Source organism: Methanosaeta sp. UBA356 (genome assembly GCF_002496465.1).
GTDB classification, from domain to species: Archaea; Halobacteriota; Methanosarcinia; order Methanotrichales; family Methanotrichaceae; genus Methanothrix; species Methanothrix soehngenii.
On sequence record NZ_DAKC01000089.1, the window covers coordinates 1 to 17,639 of the forward strand.

Below are 17,639 nucleotides of genomic sequence, written 5' to 3' on the forward strand. Positions count from 1 at the left end.
ATAGTCACTAAGTGATATAAAGGCTTTGGTGGGCTACTTACGGCTTTCCTCCCCGCCCTGAAGAGCGGGGCTTCCAGCCTGTGTTTATGTGATGGAGGTAGAGGAAGTGCTGGCATCGGCAGCTCTACCAGGGCACGATATAGACAGAATCTCCCTCTTTCTTCCCCTTGAGGAGCTGACAGTGTCTGAGGATGGCGAACTGATTGTTGAGCTCGGCTTCCGATAGGTTGAACCTCTTTCCTATATCGGCCATGGTGGCCTTGCCCTGAGACTGGATGTACTCGTAGATCTCCTTTTGCTGATCGGTTAGCCCGTCCGTCCCTTCCAGGCCGTGGCTCTCCCGGTATATCTTCTTCGACCTCTCGCCCCAGGGATCGCAGACCCGGATCCTGTTGTTGACATCGATGTAACAGTCCTCGCAGAAGGTCTTGCCCTCTGTCGCGAAGACCTCATCCTCCGGCACATCTTTGCCGCACTTCTGGCACCTTATGCAATCAGACATTCAATCCACCTGGTAGCCTTATTGCACCTCATGGTTTAAGTCATCATCCTTCCAGACGGGGGACCAAAAACCATCCGCTTGCCTGAATCCAGAACATAGACGATCTCGTATTGAGTGAACTACCGCGTCCTGAAGGGCGCAGCTTCCCACTCCATCGCCAAAACTTGCATCACTGATATGTGATGTTGCGGTTTTGGTTCTATGGGCGTTAGGGGCTGTTCCATCCCTGCGAAGAGTATGTTCCTGGAAGCATTGTAGTCTCGATCACATGAAAATCCGCAATAGGGGCACTCATGCACTCGTACCGACAGATCTTTCTTTACGATGCTTCCACAAGCAGAACACCTTTGAGTGGTATCTCTGGTATCTACTTTTATCAAATTTCGAGCAGCACTTTTAGCCTTGTACGTGCAGCGGACTCCGTCAGCTGCTCCCCTGTACGAAGTCCAGGAGAAAAGCATGAATATGAACTTTGACCAGGATGCATCACGGATGCTGCGATGCATACCAATATTATGGCCTTTCTCTTTCAGACTGATCATGGCAAGGGACTCCGCTTTCATCCTTCGCAATCCTACAAGTTAAACAAATAGCGGTGAGTCTGATCGGATGCAAGGATTATGAATGGATCTCACCCATCCTGATAGCCTAATCCTTTGCCAAAAGCATAAGGATAGCATATATTCTGGATTCATATTAGTAAGGTATATATATAATAAATATTACTAAAGTATTAGCAATGTAAGGGAGTGGTATGGAGGGAGGTTCCATGAAATCGCAGCGATCTGAGATACAGGGCAGAATGATGAATTTCCTCGATCTGGATAGCGATGGTCTGAGGAGGGTAGTTCTCGAGTCCATGGTCCAGTCTCAGGAGTTTACCGTTTTATCTCTTCATGAAGAGGTGAGCAAGGAGGTCAACGTATCCAGGAAGGTTGTGGCCTCCATGACCGGCTACATAGGCTCCCGCTTGGGGATATTGCACATGAACAAGAAATCGTATCGTACGCCCATAACCTATGCCCTGAAAGATGAATATGCAGATATAGCCAGAGCAGTACTGGCTAGCTTATGACCAATGTGCTCAAGGCCCCAAGGACTGCCACTACATTAAAGGTCCGCTCCAAATCGGAGTATGCAATCAGCCGATCTCGAGATCCATACCATGAGCTGATGCTGCGCCTTTTCCAGGAGGAGGCAACCGCAGAGAGGGGGCAGAAATTCCTGGTCATTGTTGAGGAAAGGCAGAAGAGAGGAGATCCATTGAAGGCCAGTGAATGGAGGGAGCTTTTGGTCGAACTAAAAGTGAGCCGGTCTGCCTTTTATGCCATGAGAAACAAGCTGCTGGGTGCGGGAATGATCACCAATAAGGGCGGGGAGTACAGACTCTCGGGCATATTCAGCCGAGATCTGATGGATATGGCCCGGTGGTGGTGGACGGCGGTTCTGGGCAATAATCTGGAGAACCTGTAGCTTTGAAACTCCAATGGAAACCGCCCTTAGCCGGTATTCCAAGCCCCGGGTTCATGGGAAAGGCTCATACGCAGGCCTTTAAATCCGTGATCTGCCTTTCTATGGCCTCTACCACTTTTGCGTTCTCCATATACTCCAGGCTACCCTGACAGAAGGGGCAGACGAAGTTGGCATCGCTTGCTTCGTCGAATATGAACCTGGCACAGCCCTCCGTGCAGGCATAAAAGATGTTCTCCTTCTCATAGGCTAGCCTCTCTTCCAGCTTTCGCAACAGCCTTTTGGCCTCCGACTGCAGGGCTTTATCGAAGTTCTCCGGACAGAGCTGCCAAAGGTATGTGAGCCAACCGGAATCGGGATCTCGCTTCCGCCTGTATATGGCAAGCCTGTGCTCATAAAGCAGATAGAGAGTACGCCTTACTGTGTTCAGGCTGATTCCAGTGAGCTCAGCCAGTCGCTCATCGGTTATCTCCTCTTCTGGAATGCATTCTACAATTCTAAGACCCTCTTCACCAACAAGCTTGTTTAAATAAGCCCTGTGGATAACTTCCTCAATGACCGCCAATGAATCACTACCATGGTGTGAGCTGTGTGATATAGGATTATTGCCGACCCCTAAAGCCGCATCCGATCCGACTCTTGGCCCTTCGGGATACGGCTGATCCAATTGCTGCCTCTCATGTTCCTGCATACTTCTCCCTGGAAATTGGAATGCATCGGTCCCTGATACATTTGATTAATATAGGAACCTCCTTCTATATATCCCCATCGTGAAAATGTATCATACATAGTTTCAGGGATTTTAATGAATCGGTCGGATATACGAAGATCTCTTCCAGTTGATCATCTGCGAATATGTGATGACGATAACCGACATCCATAAAATAAAATCAAGTATTTATAAATATTGTATTTTCACATGCGTTCCTCTCAGAAACATTTAGATAATTATGATCCAATTTATTATTTTTTAAAAATGAGAAATAATAAGAATATTAATTTAATAATATACGATTGGATGTTACAGATTTGAAGATCGTGTATTAAAAATTTTTTAAAAAAAAATTAGAATTTATATCATCTCATATCGATTCAGCTTCGCTGAAGAGGGACTTCAGCCTCTGGATGGACTGCAATGCCTGATTTGCCTCATTCATCTTTTGTTGCTCGTAATGCTGCAGGATCTCTTCGATGGGAGTCTTGAGGCGATAGACCTTCATCGGCCTTCCTGTCCCATCGCTCCTGCACATCTTCTCTTCGATCCAGTTATTCTTGCGCAAGGTACGAAGGGCGATGCTCACCTCCGGCTGGCGCAGATCTGAGCCCCTCTCTATCTCGCGTGAGGTAGCCTCTGTGCCGCTGGCCAGGAATGCGATCATATTGGATACCTTCCTTGGCACTCCCAGGCTTTTCAGAGTCTCTACGACCTCGATATCTCTCTCGTCAAATCTCATTACAAATGATTCTTTCATTGCTATCTCCTCCCTAATTTTTTTCCCTTGTAATAATTGAGAGAGCTTATGATATAAATAGTTTATTAATGTCAATAAATTTTTACTATTATTATTACATGTGGCAAAGGCTATACAGATAAATAGCTTTATAAAAATTTTCTTAAGTTCGCCTCCCTGTCGGCTCCGCCTGAGCACATCTGCTGGAAATACTATTTGGCTCTTCGTTGAATTATGTGGGTGAGTTCAGGCAGAGAATATGGCCCCTGCTACTCTGTGACTGTGTGGTTGGGTTAGAGCATAGCGGTTTATCACAGAGTCACAGAGACACGGAGAATTTCCGATTCAAATTCACCCATAACAAATCGCGGGTAGCCTACCATTTGTTCAGAATCCTTTCTGGCCCCCCCTTATCCTCTCCACAAACCTCTTCTTCTTCTGCACAGCATTTTGGGCTGCCAAATCCACCTTCCTGGTCATCTCCGCCACATCCCGCACCGCCTCCTGGCCGATCGCCTTTTTTATGGGAGTGTAGGCCGCCTCTCGGAAGCGGGGGGAGAAGTCGGACCGCTTGCCTTCGATATCCAGATACGCTCCCTCTCCTTCCTCAACCCTGCCGATCTCGTCCACCTTCACCCCCACATCCCGGATGGCGGCTGCGATCGCCTCCGCCTCCTCCGGTGGGGCGATGATGAGCAGGGCATCGATGGACACCCCGAGATAGTCGATTTTCAGCTCATTGAGCATCTCCAGCACCCGGGGGTTGACCAGCTTGCGCATCCTCTCCTCCTCAAAGACAAGCCTCACCCCGGCAGTATAGGAGATCTCCTTGGCGTCGCCCCGGATGCCCCCGTTGGTCACATCGGTCATAGCATGGATCCGAGCATTAACTTTAAGCAGCGCCTCGCTTGCCTCCAGGAACTTGATGTTCAGGGTTTCATCCACCACCTCATGCCGGTTATAGTACAGAGCAGCAGAGCAGATCGTTCCCCCTCCCGCTCCCTCGGTCATCATGATCACATCTCCAGGCCGGGCGCTCTTTCTGGCGGTGAGATTATCCGAGACGCCAACCGCCCCCACGCACCCGGTTAGTCGGTCCCCGATAACCATGTCCCCACCGATGCGCAGGGTGCTCCCGGTGATGAGAGGAACGCCGATCAATTCCGAGACCGTGGCAATGCCTGCGATATGGTCGAATAGCTTGGAGACATCCCCATCATCGGCCAGATGAACATCCGAGAGAAGGGCCACCGGCTTGGCTCCCATGACATAGACATCGCGCAAGGCCGCTCGGGTTACATGAAATCCGGCCAAAAACGGATAATCGCTCAGTCGGGAGTGCATGCCGTCCACGGTCACCGTTATGTATTTGCCCCCCGCCTGGACCACACCCGAGTCGTCCAGCTGGCGGGAGTCAACAACTGCTTCTGTGCGGCCGATGACCTCGGCGATCTTGGTGTGGGTATAAAAGTCGCCTGAGCCACGTGAGCCCACCCCAAAGTCGCCCATGCTGACCCCCACGCTCTCAAGAGTGAAGACCTCCCCCCGGGGATCAAGGGTCGCTTCCGCCTCCGTCAAGACCGCTTCCGCCAGGGTAGCAGCCCGATCGCTTGGGATCTCCTTTACCTCTCTGATCAGATCGATGAGCTTGGACTTTATCGACCGGTCCCGTCTCCTCAAACCTCGCTTGGCAAATCCTTCCAGATCCATGAGAGGTCATTTGACCTCCCCATAGATATTATCATCTCCTGATTATCTTCTGCCAAATAGCCTCTCCAGCTGGCTCTGGTCCAGGATGACCATCACCGGCCTGCCGTGGGGACAGGTTGTGGGGTTGCTGCATTCCTGCAGATCATGCAGCAGCTGCTCCATCTCTTTTAGGGTGAGCTCCTTTCCCGATTTTATGGAGCCCCGGCAGGCCAAAAGCTTGAGGACCTCATCCCGGCGGCTCGAGTCCGGCCCCGGCTTTCCCCGCAAAAACAGCTCCTTTAAGACGTCATGTACCGATTCTGCGCTCTCGGTCCTCTGGCCGAGTGCTGGAACGGACCGGACGCTGTAGGACCTCCCTCCAAAGGATGAGATCTCAAAGCCGATATCATCCAAGACCTCCTTCCAGGAGGAGAGCATGATCTCCTCGCTGGCCATAAGCTCGATCGTCACCGGACAGGCCAGCTCCTGGCGGATCAACCCTTCCCGATATCGCTCTTCCAGCCCCTCAAAACGAATGCGCTCTGCAGCAGCATGCTGATCGATAAGAACCAGCCCTTGATCGCTCTCCGCCACAATGTAGAGCCTCTTGATCTGGCCCAGGATCTTCAGGCTTGATCTTTTCTCCCTTTCCGGCAGGGCTTGGTCCAAAGCGGTATCCTCCTCTACATCCAGGGGAAGAGTACTCTGCATAGCATTCTGGGCCAAGGTCTCCTCCGAGGCGGTGATCTGATCGCTGGGCTTCAAGCGTTCGGAGGCTACGCTCTTGGCATAAGAAGAGAGGGTAAGGGCAGCTTCCTGGGTGACCGCAGAGCAGATCTCATTCTCATGGAGCAACCGGATCTCCCTTTTAGCCGGATGGACGTTCACGTCCACCAGATCCGGGCTTATCTCTAAGGAGAGGACGGCGATGGGGCTCTTTCCCGGAGGGATGATGTTTCTGTAGGCCTCTCGCAAAGCCCCGGCCATGGGCCGGGAGGAGACTGCCCTGCCATTGACGAAGATGAATATCCTGTCCGGGCTGGCCCTAAGGTTGAAGGCATCGCCGATCATACCCTCTATTCTCCAGCCCCGGCCGGATGCCTGCAGAGGGGCCATACCTGCCACCGCCTTCAATCCGAAGATGCGGGAGAGGATGTCGTCCCAGGAATTGGATCTTGCCGATTTGAAGTGAGTGCGGCTGCCTGAAAATAGCTCAAAAGCGATATCGTAGTGGATGATGGCCAGCTCGGTGATGACATCGATGATATGGACCAGCTCCGCCTCCCTTCCCTTGAGGTGTTTTCTCCTTGCCGGGACATTAGAAAAGAGATTCCAGACGACGATCGATGTACCCACAGGGCTGCCCACCTCCTTTGTCTCCGCCACCTTTCCGTTCTCTATGCGAAGATAGCTGCCAGATAGAGCATCCCTGGTCTTGGTCCGCACCTCGACCGCTTCCGAGACGCTGGCGATGCTGGCCAGGGCCTCGCCCCGAAATCCCAACGTGCCGATCGTTTCCAGGTCCTGAGCCCCGGAGATCTTGGAGGTGGTATGCTTTTGGAAGGCTAGGGGGAGGTCGTCCGGATCTATGCCGCTGCCATCATCTGTCACCTTGATGAAGCTCTTTCCGCCATCTCGGACCTCGATCAACACCTTATGGGCACCGGCATCAATGGAGTTTTCCACCAGCTCCTTTACCACCGAAGCAGGCCTCTCGATCACCTCACCGGCAGCGATCTTATTTACCGTCTCCTCATCCAGGGCCCTGATCCTCTTCATCTCTTATCCTTCCTCTCTCTCCCTTTGCATCCGCTGATATTGGGCGAGGCGGTCCAAAGCCTCCCTGGGGGTCATCATGTCCAGGTCCAGTGATTCGATCTCCTCTAAGATGGGATCCTTCTTATCCCTCTCCACTTCCCCGGCCGTATTCCCGTCCTCATTGCCATCGAAGAATATGAGCTGGGTGTAGCGAGAAGATCTCCTCTGACTTCTCCCGCCCGATCCCGGCTGCATAAGGGCCTCCTTTTCTATCTCTCTCAAGATCTGGTCTGCCCTCTTTGTCACCGTCCTGGGAACCCCGGCCAGGCGGGCGACATGCACTCCATAGCTCTTGTCCGTCGCCCCCGGGACCACCGTTCGCAGGAAGGTGATCGTACCCTTATCCTCCTTTACGGCAATGCTGTAGTTTCTCACTCCGGAGAGGATGCTCTCCAGATCAGTGAGCTGATGGTAGTGGGTGGCGAAGACGGACTTGCATTTGATGCTCTCATGCAGGTACTCGGATATGGCCCAGGCCAGGGACAGGCCGTCGAAGGTGCTTGTCCCCCGGCCCACCTCATCCAGGAGAACCAGGCTCTTTCTGGTGGCAGAAGTGAGGATGTGGGCGATCTCAGTCATCTCCACCATGAACGTGCTCTGTCCTGCGGACAGGTCGTCATATGCCCCCACCCGGGTGAAAACCTGGTCCACCAGTGAGAGGGAGGCATAGGCAGCAGGCACAAAGGACCCGGTCTGGGCCATGATCGCCGTCAGGGCTATCTGGCGCATGAAGGTGGATTTGCCCGCCATGTTCGGGCCGGTGAGGATTATCAGACGGTTGCGATCTGTGTCCAATAGGACGTCATTGGGCACAAAGGCGCCTCGCATCGCCTTATCCAGCACCGGGTGGCGGCTGCTGCGAATCGAGATTCTTCCCTCTTGATTGAACTCCGGCCGGATCATATTGTTCTCCTTAGCGGAGGTGGCCAAGGAGATCAGAACATCGAGCTCTGCCAGTGCCGTGGCCCTCTCCTGGATGGCTCCCGCCTTTCTGGCGACTAGATCCCGCACCTTATAAAACAGCTCCTGCTCTAAAGATACCGACCTCTCCTGGGCGGAGAGGACTCGAGACTCCATATCCTTGAGCTCTGGGGTCACAAATCTCTCCCCATTGGCCAGGGTCTGCTTGCGAATATAATTCTGGGGAACCAGGTGCAGGTTTGCCCGCGAGACCTCGATATAGTAGCCGAAGACATTGTTAAAGGCGATTTTGAGGGATTTGATGCCCGTCCTCTCCTTCTCCGAACCCTCCAGGCGGCTGATCCAGCCTCTGCCGTCCCTCAAGAGCTCCCGGAGCTGGTCTATCTCCGGATCGTAGCCCTCCCTGATCACCCCCCCATCCCGAACATGGACGGGCGGATCCTCCATTATCGATCTCTCTATCAGGGAGACGATATCATCCAGGGGAGAGAGCCTGCTTGAAAGATCCTGCAGATATGAGCTTTGAGCCGAGGACTGATCATCCATGAGGATCTCCTGCAGACGGGGCAGCATCTCCAGAGTGCTCTTCAGGACGGACAGCTCTTTAGGGCTGGCGGATTTGCATGATATCCGGCTTAAAAGCCTCTCCAGGTCAGAGGTGCCCTTGAGCTCCTCAGCCAGGCTGCGGTGCAGCAGGGATTTGCTGGCAAGCTCCTCTACTCCATCCAGCCTGCGGGCTATTGCCTGCTCGCTCTGCAGGGGCATTTGCAGCCAGCGGGCAAGGGTTCTCGCCCCCATGGCCGTTCTAGTCTGGTCCAGGAACTCCAGCAAGGTGCCCCTGCGAGAGCGGTCGCGGATGTTTCTGGTGATCTCCAGGTTTCGCACTGTGACCTCATCCAGAACCATATAATCCGATCCCGAGTAGATCTGAACATCCTTCAAGTGACCCAGAAGGTCGAAGCGAGAAGCGTTCAGATAGGAGAGGACTGCTCCGCAGGCTCTCTGGGATAAACCCCTTCCCTCCAGCCGGAGCCTCTCCTTCCAGTCCGGTCCGTAGCGGTCGGCCAGGGCGGCCTCTGCTCTCTCCGCGGAGAAGCAGGGCTCCTCCAGGATCTGCAGGCTTGTGCCCTCCCAGTGGAGGGAAAAGGCAGACAAGCACTCCGCCGGCCGGAAACGGGCCAGCTCGGAGTAGAGGCGGTTATGTGGAACCTCCGTGGTCAGAAACTCGCCAGTGGAAACGTCCACAAAGGCAAGGCCCACATTCTCATCCCCCTTCACTATCGCCGCCAGGAAGTTGTTGCTGGACTCGTCCAGCATGGAGGGCTCGATTATCGTTCCCGGGGTCACCACCCGGGTGATGGCTCTTTTCACCAGACCCCGGGCAAGTTTGGGGTCCTCCACCTGGTCGCAGATGGCCACCTTATGCCCCGCCCGGATGAGCCGGGCGAGGTAGGCATCGAGGGAATGATAAGGGACCCCTGCCAGAGGGATCTTCTCTCCCTGGTCGTCTTTCTGCCGGGAGGTGAGGGTGATGTTCAGATCGCGGGCAACGATGACTGCATCGTCGGCAAAGGTCTCGTAAAAGTCGCCCACCCGAAATAAGAGCAGAGCATCTGGATAGAGCTTCTTATTCTGGTAGTACTGCTCCATCAGGGGAGAGAGCTTAACTGGGGGCATTGTGATCTATTGATCTTCTGTCTGCCAAAAAAGGCTTTGGTTGAGCAAAGAGATTGCGAACGGAAGACAGAAAGGTGGGGAAAGAAGAGTAGTGAGAGGATGCCGAACTTTCGGCATCGTTATCTCCCCTCAGTTATGCTGTCTTCACTCCCTCAAAGTCTCCTGTCCAGGACTTTCCGCTGGCAGAGAGAGCGTCGTAGTCTCCGCTGGCCATTTCACCGTTCAGATTGAGATAAAACATATAAAGATCAATGGGGTTTATGGTGATGATATCCAGCCTCGCGGTTCCATTTCCGTAGACCTGTCCCGATACTGTTGCATCGATGGTGCTGTTTTCCACCCTCATCTTCCCCGCGCCCAAGAGCTGATCATCCTTCTGGAATAGGGTCAAAGCCATGCTCCTCTGGAGGCTGTCGTTCAGGGCAAATGACCAGCTTCCTCCCAAAGAGGGCAGCGCGACCTCGGCCGGAGGAAGCTCTGTAGTCTCTGCCATAGCGGTGGCATTCTCCTCAGAGGTGGCGTTGTCCACGGTGGATGCACTCTCGTTCTCCGCCCCTATACTCGCCGCCTCGGCCTCAGCTCGGGAGGCCTTGGGGTCCTTTGAGGTATCGCTCAGAGTCTTCGGCATGCTCCAGTCCATTGAGCTCTCGTTCTCTCGAAGCGCTCTGGATTGTTGCGGGGTTGTGGGAGCTTTAGAGGTCTTTTCTTCGCCGCTTATCAGCTCATCAGCGCTCAGATACTGCTGGTTGGTCCAATCGGCAGATAGAGCAGTCACTGCCAGAAAGGCAATGAAGAACATGAATAATGCAATTGACAATTTGAATCTCATGGCATCTCGACCTATATTTGATCTTCATGAATGGATCTGGATGCTGGGTATTTAATCTCGGACGGATCTAAGCCCGCTGTGTGCTATCCGGGGCACTCCATTCAGATCCGGCATGAGCTTTATAGTTGATAAGCTTAATGGTTATACGACAAAGAACGTATTTTTTCGATCTATTCAATCTTTCCCATAGCTATGCCCTTCTCGGTAATAAATCTGGCACTATGGACATGATAGTCCCCATAAATGGATTTCCCGTTCATGGTAAGGGAAAGGCGGAATAGCGAGAGGTCTTCTGAGAGGATGTCCAGATCCAGCTTGTTTCCTGAGATTATACCGCTGGCAGAGACGTTCTGCTCTATTCCGTCCGCCATGATCCTGCCCTTGCCGAATAGGGCATCGTTCGATTGGTACATCTCCATTTCCACACTCCTATCAAGGCTATCTTTCAGATCCAGCTCCCATCGGACCATGGGGCTCAAGAGCCGGGATTTTAGCCCGGTAGCCTCCTGGCCTACTTCTGCTTCCTCTACATTCTTTCCCATCAGAACAGGGGTGGCATTGCCTCTCTGGTCCTGCCAGGGTTCGGGATCCTGGGCGCTGGCGTTAAGAGTGAGCACCGCTGCCAGGAAGAGGAGGATGAGGATGCTGACTGGATATCTCATCCATTCCATTCCGATCCCGACCTATGCACCTCTATACTCTCACCCTTTTTCATCTTCTTTATGATCCTCTTGGCCATCTCCGAGGATTTGGCTATGCGGATATCTCCTCTTCGGCCCACAGTGGCGGTGAAGGCGGGCTCATCCCCTACAGAGACATCGACTGACTCACCGGCCATGCCGTCCAGCCAGAGGATGATATGCTTTGCCGTCTCCTCCATCCTCGGCTCAGGAACAGAGGGCTCGTCCCTTGCCCGGACATCGATATGCATCCCCAGGCTCCTCTCGATCTGGTCGATGTTCTTTCCCGCCTTGCCGATCACCCTCGCAGCATCCTCTTGAGGTACATGGATCACTGCGCTGGAGTCGGTGAGCATCTCCACCTTGAAGGGGCCACGTACATGATGAGAGATCTCCTTCTCAATCTCCCTGCTGGCCAGATTCCAGGAGGGCTTTCTCTCCTCTCTGGTGACGGGCATCACCACGATCTCCTCTCCGTAGGAGTACACCTCGTACTCCGCCTGGCCGCTCTCGAAGTCCTTGACCACTATCACCGGCCGGGCTAAATCAGCCTCCACCATTCCCGAGGGAACCTTGACCACAAACTCCACATCCAAAACCTTCGTGACCTCCCCTCTCTCGATGAAGACCACGGTGTCCACCACCTGAGGTATCATGCCCAGCTCTACCCGGCCAAGGAGCCTCTGCAGGGAATCGATGGGTTTGTTGGCATGGACCACGCCGATCATGCCCACCCCGGCAAGCCTCATATCGGCAAAGACCTGGAAGTCGCGTGTCTTCCTGACCTCATCGTAGATGGTATAGTCGGGCCTGACCAGGAGCAGTATATCTGCCGATGCCTCCATGCTCCCCTCCAGAGGGCTGTACTGGGTGATCTCCGGGGGAACCTGCAGATCGCGAGGAGATTCAAGAGTCTTGACCACATAGTTGCAGTCCAGAAGGTATTCGGCCAATCCGGCTGCGAAGGTGGACTTGCCCGACCCTGGCGGACCGGCGATTAGAATTCCCCTCTGCCCTTCCTTGAGGCGGGTTTTGAGCATGCTGCTATGGCGGTAGGAGTCAAAGCTCACCTTGGCCACCGGCCGAACGGCGGTGATCTCCAGGCCGTCGGAGAACGGCGGCTTGGCGATGGCGATTCTCATCGGCCCAATCTGGATTATCGCTGCCCCGATCTTTTCCATCTCCACATAGCCATCTGGATCGGCTTTAGCCCGTTCGTATATCTCCCGGGATAGGTCCCTCAGCTCCCTCTCCGATGAGGGCCTTTCGCCCAGCCGGACCAGGGAGAAGTCCCCTACATGGCCCCTCTTGGCCATGGGTATTGCGCTCTCCTTGAGGTGAATGGATAGGGTATCCTCGGTGAAGTATCTCTCCAGGGACAGAGGCTTGATCGCCTCCCTTTGGGGACGGACGTACTCCACATCCAGCCCCATCGCCTCTGCCACCCGGGATTGAACCTGATCGCTGGTGAGGAAGGAGGCGCCCAGCTCCAGGGCAACATCCCTGATCATAGCATCGATCTCCCCACCACCGGCGAGCTTGATCTGATCCAGGTTCGGCCTTATTCCTACATACTCCAGCTCGATCCTGCCGGCTTTAGCCAGCTCAGAGAGCTTTCTCAGCTCCTCCAATCCCTTCAGGCCGATCTCTCGGCCGTGGTTGGCCTGGGCTTCCAGCTCCGCCACCACAGCCTCGGGCACTACAATTCTCCTGCCCTGGAGCTCTCCAGACTTGATCCTGGCAGAGACTCTGCCATCTATTACCACGCTGGTATCTGGCACTAGCGGTTGCGCCATTGTCGAAAACATCCTTTAATTATCAATTATTGTCTAAATCAAAAATAGAGCTAGAGATATACTATATCCATCTTTCGCTTTTTGGCAATCCACTCCAGGACATAGTCAATATCAAGCTGCCTTCTGATCTGCAGGTTGGCCTCAAGCGCCATGACGGGACCATTCTTCAAAGCCTCAGATATCTTGCGAGAGGCCTCCTCTCCAAATCCCGGATCGAGCCTCTTTATGATGTAAAGCCTGATATCGCTGCAGGTGAACCCTCCATCCGTAAGATGCCCAAACTCGATGCAGATATTTCCCGGATTGGAGAGCATGCGGAAGTCTACGCTGTAGCTGGCGAACTTGCTCCTATCATATAGCTTTCTATCGCTGAATCCAGGCCTGAGATCCTCATCCAGAATATCTTGGCCCAGCTTCATCAGCTCCTCCCTTTCCTGACATGAGTATTGATGGCAGCCGGCCAGCTTCAAGGCATTCAGGTTCTTCAGAGAGGTCTTCTTCTCATGGCAGTGCTCATTTTCGTCGACCGCCCAAAAGTCGTTGCTCAGGGGAAATGAGCCTCGTGCATAGCTATCGCAGTTTTTGCATTTCAATCCAATTATGACCTCTTTATCCAGAAACGGTGCGATGCCTTCCATTGTCTCCATGACATCAGCGATGCGAAAGTCTGATCCTTCTCCGAGATGCTTCTTCGCCTCCCGGATTGCCTGGAGTATCTCGTACTTGTTGTCCATAGGCTGCCAACACCTTCCAGGTCCAAACCTGGACATGTGAACCTAATTAAAGAAGCGTATCACAGATAAATAGATTGCCGCAGCCTTATAGCAGATCGCCTCCATGAGTTGCAGTATGATATTTTCATATCATTTATGCAATAATATCAAATATCCTTTTATTCCCCTGAAAAACAGCTCTAACTGGCAGAGTGCAATTGAGCATTGTCCTCACAATGCTGCATGGCTAGAGGCCGGTGCAGTCTGCCAGCTATGGTGCAGGTGATACAAATATGCCAATAGACAGCGGAGACACAGCCTGGGTCTTGGTCTCAACCGCCATGGTCATGCTCATGACCCCGGGGGTAGGCCTATTCTATGGCGGCCTGGTGCGCAAGAAGACTGTGGTATCGATGATTGGCCTCTCCTTCCTGGCCTTTGCCCTGGCCAGCCTTCAGTGGGTTTTCCTGGGCTACAGCCTCTCATTTGGCCAGGATATAGGCGGAGCAATAGGTGCTCTGGATTACCTTGCCTTGAATGGCATAGGCCTGGGCGAAGCGCCACTGGCGGGAAATCTGCCCCATCTGCTCTACGTCGCCTTCCAGATGGTCTTCGCTGCGGTGACCTTGGCCATCCTCACCTCAGCGGTGGCGGAGAGGGTGCGCCTTGGCTCCTTCATCGTGCTCGCTCTGCTCTGGACCACCCTGGTCTATGATCCCCTGGCCCACTGGGTCTGGGCAGGTGGCTGGCTGGCTCAGATGGGAGCCCTGGACTTTGCCGGTGGGACGGTGGTCCATATAAGCTCCGGCTTCTCCGCCCTGGCCATAGCGATGGTGATTGGAAAGAGGGTGGGCTTCGGCTCCTATGTCATGGAGCCCCATAATATCCCCATGGCCATGCTGGGCGCCGGACTGCTGTGGTTTGGCTGGTTTGGCTTCAATGCCGGCTCCGCTCTGGGAGCGAACGGCCTTGCTGCCTCTGCCCTGGTGGTGACCAATACCTCCGCTGCTGCCGGTGCTCTGACCTGGCTCCTCTCCAGCTGGCTGAAGGGCAAGCCCAGCGCCCTGGGAATGGTGAGCGGCGGCATAGCCGGCCTGGTGGCCATAACCCCTGCCGCTGGCTTTGTGGACGTGCTTGGAGCCCTGGTAATCGGAGCGGTGGCCGGGGTCCTCTGCTATATGTCCCTCCTCTTCCGGGTGAGCCGGGGGCTGGACGAGAGCTGCGACGCCTGGGCGGTTCACGGCATGGGCGGCCTGTGGGGAGCGGTGGCCACGGGCATATTCGCCACCTCCGCAGTCAACAGCTACACCGGCCTATTGCAGGGCAACTTCAATCAGTTCGCTGTGCAGATCATGGCCGCTGGCATATCGGTGGTCTATGCCTTTGTGGTGACATATGCCCTGGCCAAGCTGGTGGACTCGTTCATGGGCTTGCGCGTGACTGAGGACGAAGAGTATGTGGGCCTGGATATATCCCAGCATGGGGAGAAGGCCTATGCCTGAAGGCGGTGAATGATAATGAAAAAGATCGAGGCAATAGTACGACCGGAGAGGCTGGAGAGGGTCAAAGAGGCTCTGGAGGAGATAGGCGTGGTCGCCCTGACCACCACTGAGATCCAGGGCAGAGGTGAGCAGAAAGGAATCAAGCTCCAGTACCGGGGAGGCACAATGGATGTCGACCTCTTAACCAAGCTCAAGCTGGAGCTTTACGTAGCTGACGAATCTGTCGATCCAGTGCTGAAGGCCATCTGCGATGCTGCTCGAACCGGCAAGTTCGGGGACGGCCGGATCTTCGTAAGCCCGGTGGAAAGATCGGTTAAAGTGAGGACAGGTGAGGTCTTCACCTGACATTTTTTTATAGGTTCAACGGGCGGACAAGATCCCCATGGGCAGCCTGGGCACCAGCCAGCGCACAAAATCCTTATAAGACCTTTTGGCAGCAGCAATCTCAATATACCTGTCTAATACCTCATTATGCCGTTCCAGCATCCAGGAGAAGGCTTTGGGATGGCGGTGCATGGCCTGGGATAGGATCAAGGCATATCTGAGTTCCTCGCCAAGCTCCTTGTTGCATCTCTTCTCATAGAGCCGGGCAACATCTCTCTCTTTCTCCTCTCCTATCGCCCTTGCCGCCATCTCTCCCGAACGCAAAGCATAATAGATGCCCTCACCAGAGAAGGAATCCACCAGGCTGGCTGCGTCCCCCGTCAAGAGCACCCTGCCCAGGGAGATCCTCTTCTTCTTTCCTCCTTGCGGTATGGTGTGGCCATGAATTATCTGATCCCGGTCAAAGCCGTTGTTCTCAAGGAAGCCTTTCATTATCATGCGGGGATGGCGAAGCTGGGATGCCAGGCCCCCTATGCCCACGGAGTAGTATCCACGGTGAGGGAAGATCCAGCCATAGCCTCCGCCTGCTATCCCGAAATGAATATCAAGAAAGCTGCCCAGTCTGGCCTCAATATCCCTATCATCCGCCTCGATCTCTGTTACCAGACAGACCCCGATATCATCTCTTGAGGCCTTTCCCGATATCCGGCTTCTTAAAGAATCCTGGCAGCCGGAGGCAACGATCAAAAATCGTGATCTATAGATCTGATCATCTGTCTGAACGGATACATGATCCTCTTTGCTGCTGTAGTTCAGAACACGAGAGAATGAGACACTGGCTCCTGTCTCGATTGCCTTCTGAAGGAGGAACTGGTCAAAGGCGCTCCGGTTGATCAGAGTACTGAGTCTGTAGGCCTTGACCTTGTCTTGAACCCATTCGTGGTAGTGGATCCGAGCTCCGGTTATGGCCTTCTCGCATACGGCCTCGGGAAGGCGAAGGTCCAGCCAGGAGGTCGCCCTCTCCGATAGAGCGCCCCCGCAGGGCTTGTAGCGGGGAAACTTTTCCTTTTCCAGGATTAAGACCTTAAGGCCCATTCCGGCTGCTATCCGAGCAGCAGTCGAGCCAGCCGGCCCAGCGCCCACCACAACTAGGTCAAACACAAATAATCGTCTCCCTTTGAAGCGAATGCCTCTAAATACGGAGTGATATCGACTTAGGATGTGCTGTATCCTTTGCCATAGGCGGGGCCGTATCCAGTACCATAACCTGCGCCGTAATCAGTGCCATAACCTGTGCCGTATCCTTGGGCATAAACCGGCCAGTAATAGGAGCTGCCCAGATCGCTATTCCAGTAGGGATTGGAGAGCTGATTAGCATAAGGATTGGCATAATAGGAATATCCCGTGCCCGGCACATAGTATTGTCCATATGGTGTGAAATCCCCATAAAGGAAAGCATAGGCCTCCAACATCCAAAGGGCATCCTCATAATACTCTTTGCCAGGACAGGTTCCCCGGTAGAAGGACTCCAGATCGCAATAACCGCCGTCCGGGAAATAGCAGTTTCCGTCTTTAGGACATCCTCCATGGTTAACGCAATAGGCCTCCAGAGCGTTTCTCGCAACGCAGCCACTACCGCTGCTCATGCCTATGGCAGCCGCTGGACCCATTATCATCAGGAGCAGCGCTATAAATGCAAGTGCAACTCTTATTCTCATGATCTTCCCCCACTAGTCTGTGATTATATCTTTTGCCCAATCTATGAAAGATTTTTGGTTGAACGCCGAGAAATCTTCAACCTGACCATAGGGATTCCTGCCAGTGGACTGAAAAAAAGAAAAGGGTCTGGCAGACAGCCCAGACCACTGATCTTGGGGTGATGCGGCCCTTGAATAGGCTAAGGCGGCTCAGGATTGGTTATTGGCGAACTCCAGGTGGGTCACGCTCTCGTTTATGACCTCTGCGGTGAACTTGCCATCAGCGGGTGAGATAAGCGTCCAGCCTGCTTGAAGGACCTCTTTGATTGTATATACACCAGGAAGCTGGTTGAGGAAGATGAACTTTCCGTCTGCTGAGGTGTTGACGCTCGTGATAATCACACCCTCAGGTTGCTCCAGGTTGACTGTCCAATTGGCAAGGCCAGATTCGTTGACATTCATTACCCCATTTCCGTCCAGATCCTCGAATACAACGCCCTCAATGGTGTATCCCCGTACCGCTTCAGCGACGGCATCAGTTGCGGCGGTCTCATTCAGAGCTACCGTCTC

General features: G+C 53.8%; 18 protein-coding genes. 4 read left to right on the plus strand and 14 right to left on the minus strand.

Annotated features, from left to right (window positions below):
* Window positions 1-124: 124 nt before the first annotated feature.
* Entirely contained in the window at window positions 125-502 is a 378-nt protein-coding gene (locus tag BP727_RS08245) for an LIM domain-containing protein (RefSeq protein WP_013719265.1), read from the minus strand.
* Between the two features lie 119 nt (window positions 503-621).
* On the minus strand, window positions 622-1,065 hold the full coding sequence (locus tag BP727_RS08250; RefSeq protein ID WP_287490224.1) for a transposase: 444 nt from the start codon (window positions 1,063-1,065) through the stop codon (window positions 622-624).
* A gap of 206 nt (window positions 1,066-1,271) precedes the next feature.
* On the opposite strand from BP727_RS08250, the gene BP727_RS08255 reads away from it, so the two are divergent.
* Window positions 1,272-1,577, plus strand: coding sequence for a DUF2551 domain-containing protein (locus tag BP727_RS08255; RefSeq protein ID WP_286858262.1), 306 nt, complete (start codon window positions 1,272-1,274; stop codon window positions 1,575-1,577).
* Complete coding sequence (locus BP727_RS08260) at window positions 1,574-1,975, plus strand: hypothetical protein (protein ID WP_013719263.1); 402 nt, start codon at window positions 1,574-1,576, stop codon at window positions 1,973-1,975. Before BP727_RS08255 ends, BP727_RS08260 begins: the two co-directional genes overlap by 4 nt.
* Before the next feature lie 64 nt (window positions 1,976-2,039).
* On the opposite strand, the gene tfe is transcribed toward BP727_RS08260, so the two are convergent.
* From tfe to BP727_RS08305, 9 genes are all read right to left on the minus strand, one after another.
* Window positions 2,040-2,537 (minus strand): transcription factor E, encoded by a 498-nt coding sequence (gene tfe, locus BP727_RS08265; protein WP_013719262.1) that lies wholly within the window; start codon window positions 2,535-2,537, stop codon window positions 2,040-2,042.
* Between the two features lie 517 nt (window positions 2,538-3,054).
* A complete protein-coding gene (locus tag BP727_RS08270) occupies window positions 3,055-3,444 on the minus strand; it encodes a hypothetical protein (protein WP_013719261.1) in 390 nt (129 codons plus the stop codon).
* A gap of 366 nt (window positions 3,445-3,810) precedes the next feature.
* On the minus strand, window positions 3,811-5,133 hold the full coding sequence (locus BP727_RS08275; RefSeq protein WP_013719260.1) for an AIR synthase-related protein: 1,323 nt from the start codon (window positions 5,131-5,133) through the stop codon (window positions 3,811-3,813).
* 42 nt (window positions 5,134-5,175) lie between these two features.
* Window positions 5,176-6,891, minus strand: coding sequence for a DNA mismatch repair endonuclease MutL (gene mutL / locus BP727_RS08280; RefSeq protein ID WP_273278051.1), 1,716 nt, complete (start codon window positions 6,889-6,891; stop codon window positions 5,176-5,178).
* A gap of 3 nt (window positions 6,892-6,894) precedes the next feature.
* Complete coding sequence (gene mutS / locus BP727_RS08285; RefSeq protein ID WP_273278050.1) at window positions 6,895-9,528, minus strand: DNA mismatch repair protein MutS; 2,634 nt, start codon at window positions 9,526-9,528, stop codon at window positions 6,895-6,897.
* 133 nt (window positions 9,529-9,661) lie between these two features.
* The gene (locus BP727_RS08290) at window positions 9,662-10,357 is read right to left on the minus strand and encodes a hypothetical protein (RefSeq protein ID WP_286858267.1); all 696 of its coding nucleotides are present in this window, start codon (window positions 10,355-10,357) and stop codon (window positions 9,662-9,664) included.
* A 170-nt stretch (window positions 10,358-10,527) separates the two neighbouring features.
* Complete coding sequence (locus BP727_RS08295) at window positions 10,528-11,019, minus strand: hypothetical protein (protein ID WP_013719256.1); 492 nt, start codon at window positions 11,017-11,019, stop codon at window positions 10,528-10,530.
* The gene (locus tag BP727_RS08300) at window positions 11,016-12,833 is read right to left on the minus strand and encodes a PINc/VapC family ATPase (RefSeq protein WP_273278049.1); all 1,818 of its coding nucleotides are present in this window, start codon (window positions 12,831-12,833) and stop codon (window positions 11,016-11,018) included. Before BP727_RS08300 ends, BP727_RS08295 begins: the two co-directional genes overlap by 4 nt.
* Window positions 12,834-12,883: 50 nt before the next feature.
* Window positions 12,884-13,567, minus strand: a complete 684-nt coding sequence (locus BP727_RS08305) for a hypothetical protein (RefSeq protein WP_273278048.1) — start codon at window positions 13,565-13,567, stop codon at window positions 12,884-12,886.
* Window positions 13,568-13,839: 272 nt separating this feature from the next.
* On the opposite strand from BP727_RS08305, the gene BP727_RS08310 reads away from it, so the two are divergent.
* Together BP727_RS08310 and BP727_RS08315 are read left to right on the plus strand one after the other, a co-directional pair.
* Window positions 13,840-15,048 carry an ammonium transporter gene (locus BP727_RS08310; protein ID WP_013719253.1) on the plus strand — a complete coding sequence of 403 codons (1,209 nt, stop codon included), beginning with the start codon at window positions 13,840-13,842 and terminating at the stop codon, window positions 15,046-15,048.
* Window positions 15,049-15,063: 15 nt separating this feature from the next.
* A complete protein-coding gene (locus tag BP727_RS08315) occupies window positions 15,064-15,393 on the plus strand; it encodes a P-II family nitrogen regulator (protein WP_048132997.1) in 330 nt (109 codons plus the stop codon).
* 15 nt (window positions 15,394-15,408) lie between these two features.
* Here BP727_RS08315 and BP727_RS08320 read toward each other — a convergent pair whose 3' ends face one another.
* The 3 genes from BP727_RS08320 to BP727_RS08330 all read right to left on the minus strand — a co-directional run.
* Window positions 15,409-16,533: a geranylgeranyl reductase family protein gene (locus tag BP727_RS08320; RefSeq protein WP_013719251.1), complete on the minus strand. Its 1,125-nt coding sequence runs from the start codon at window positions 16,531-16,533 to the stop codon at window positions 15,409-15,411.
* A gap of 53 nt (window positions 16,534-16,586) precedes the next feature.
* Window positions 16,587-17,090 (minus strand): hypothetical protein, encoded by a 504-nt coding sequence (locus tag BP727_RS08325; RefSeq protein ID WP_013719250.1) that lies wholly within the window; start codon window positions 17,088-17,090, stop codon window positions 16,587-16,589.
* Window positions 17,091-17,279: 189 nt separating this feature from the next.
* On the minus strand, window positions 17,280-17,639 hold a 360-nt coding region (locus BP727_RS08330), incomplete at its 5' end, for an SdrD B-like domain-containing protein (RefSeq protein WP_286858273.1).

Excerpts from the sequence above, each read along its gene's own strand:
- BP727_RS08275 (WP_013719260.1), bottom strand. The coding sequence starts at position 5,133 with ATGGATCTGGAAGGATTTGCCAAGCGAGGTTTGAGGAGACGGGACCGG.
- BP727_RS08255 (WP_286858262.1), top strand. The coding sequence starts at position 1,272 with ATGAAATCGCAGCGATCTGAGATACAGGGCAGAATGATGAATTTCCTC.
- BP727_RS08270 (WP_013719261.1), bottom strand. The coding sequence starts at position 3,444 with ATGAAAGAATCATTTGTAATGAGATTTGACGAGAGAGATATCGAGGTC.
- BP727_RS08290 (WP_286858267.1), bottom strand. The coding sequence starts at position 10,357 with ATGAGATTCAAATTGTCAATTGCATTATTCATGTTCTTCATTGCCTTT.
- BP727_RS08245 (WP_013719265.1), bottom strand. The coding sequence starts at position 502 with ATGTCTGATTGCATAAGGTGCCAGAAGTGCGGCAAAGATGTGCCGGAG.
- mutS (WP_273278050.1), bottom strand. The coding sequence starts at position 9,528 with ATGCCCCCAGTTAAGCTCTCTCCCCTGATGGAGCAGTACTACCAGAAT.
- BP727_RS08260 (WP_013719263.1), top strand. The coding sequence starts at position 1,574 with ATGACCAATGTGCTCAAGGCCCCAAGGACTGCCACTACATTAAAGGTC.
- mutL (WP_273278051.1), bottom strand. The coding sequence starts at position 6,891 with ATGAAGAGGATCAGGGCCCTGGATGAGGAGACGGTAAATAAGATCGCT.
- BP727_RS08315 (WP_048132997.1), top strand. The coding sequence starts at position 15,064 with ATGAAAAAGATCGAGGCAATAGTACGACCGGAGAGGCTGGAGAGGGTC.
- BP727_RS08250 (WP_287490224.1), bottom strand. The coding sequence starts at position 1,065 with ATGAAAGCGGAGTCCCTTGCCATGATCAGTCTGAAAGAGAAAGGCCAT.
- BP727_RS08300 (WP_273278049.1), bottom strand. The coding sequence starts at position 12,833 with ATGGCGCAACCGCTAGTGCCAGATACCAGCGTGGTAATAGATGGCAGA.
- BP727_RS08325 (WP_013719250.1), bottom strand. The coding sequence starts at position 17,090 with ATGAGAATAAGAGTTGCACTTGCATTTATAGCGCTGCTCCTGATGATA.
- BP727_RS08310 (WP_013719253.1), top strand. The coding sequence starts at position 13,840 with ATGCCAATAGACAGCGGAGACACAGCCTGGGTCTTGGTCTCAACCGCC.
- BP727_RS08295 (WP_013719256.1), bottom strand. The coding sequence starts at position 11,019 with ATGAGATATCCAGTCAGCATCCTCATCCTCCTCTTCCTGGCAGCGGTG.
- BP727_RS08305 (WP_273278048.1), bottom strand. The coding sequence starts at position 13,567 with ATGGACAACAAGTACGAGATACTCCAGGCAATCCGGGAGGCGAAGAAG.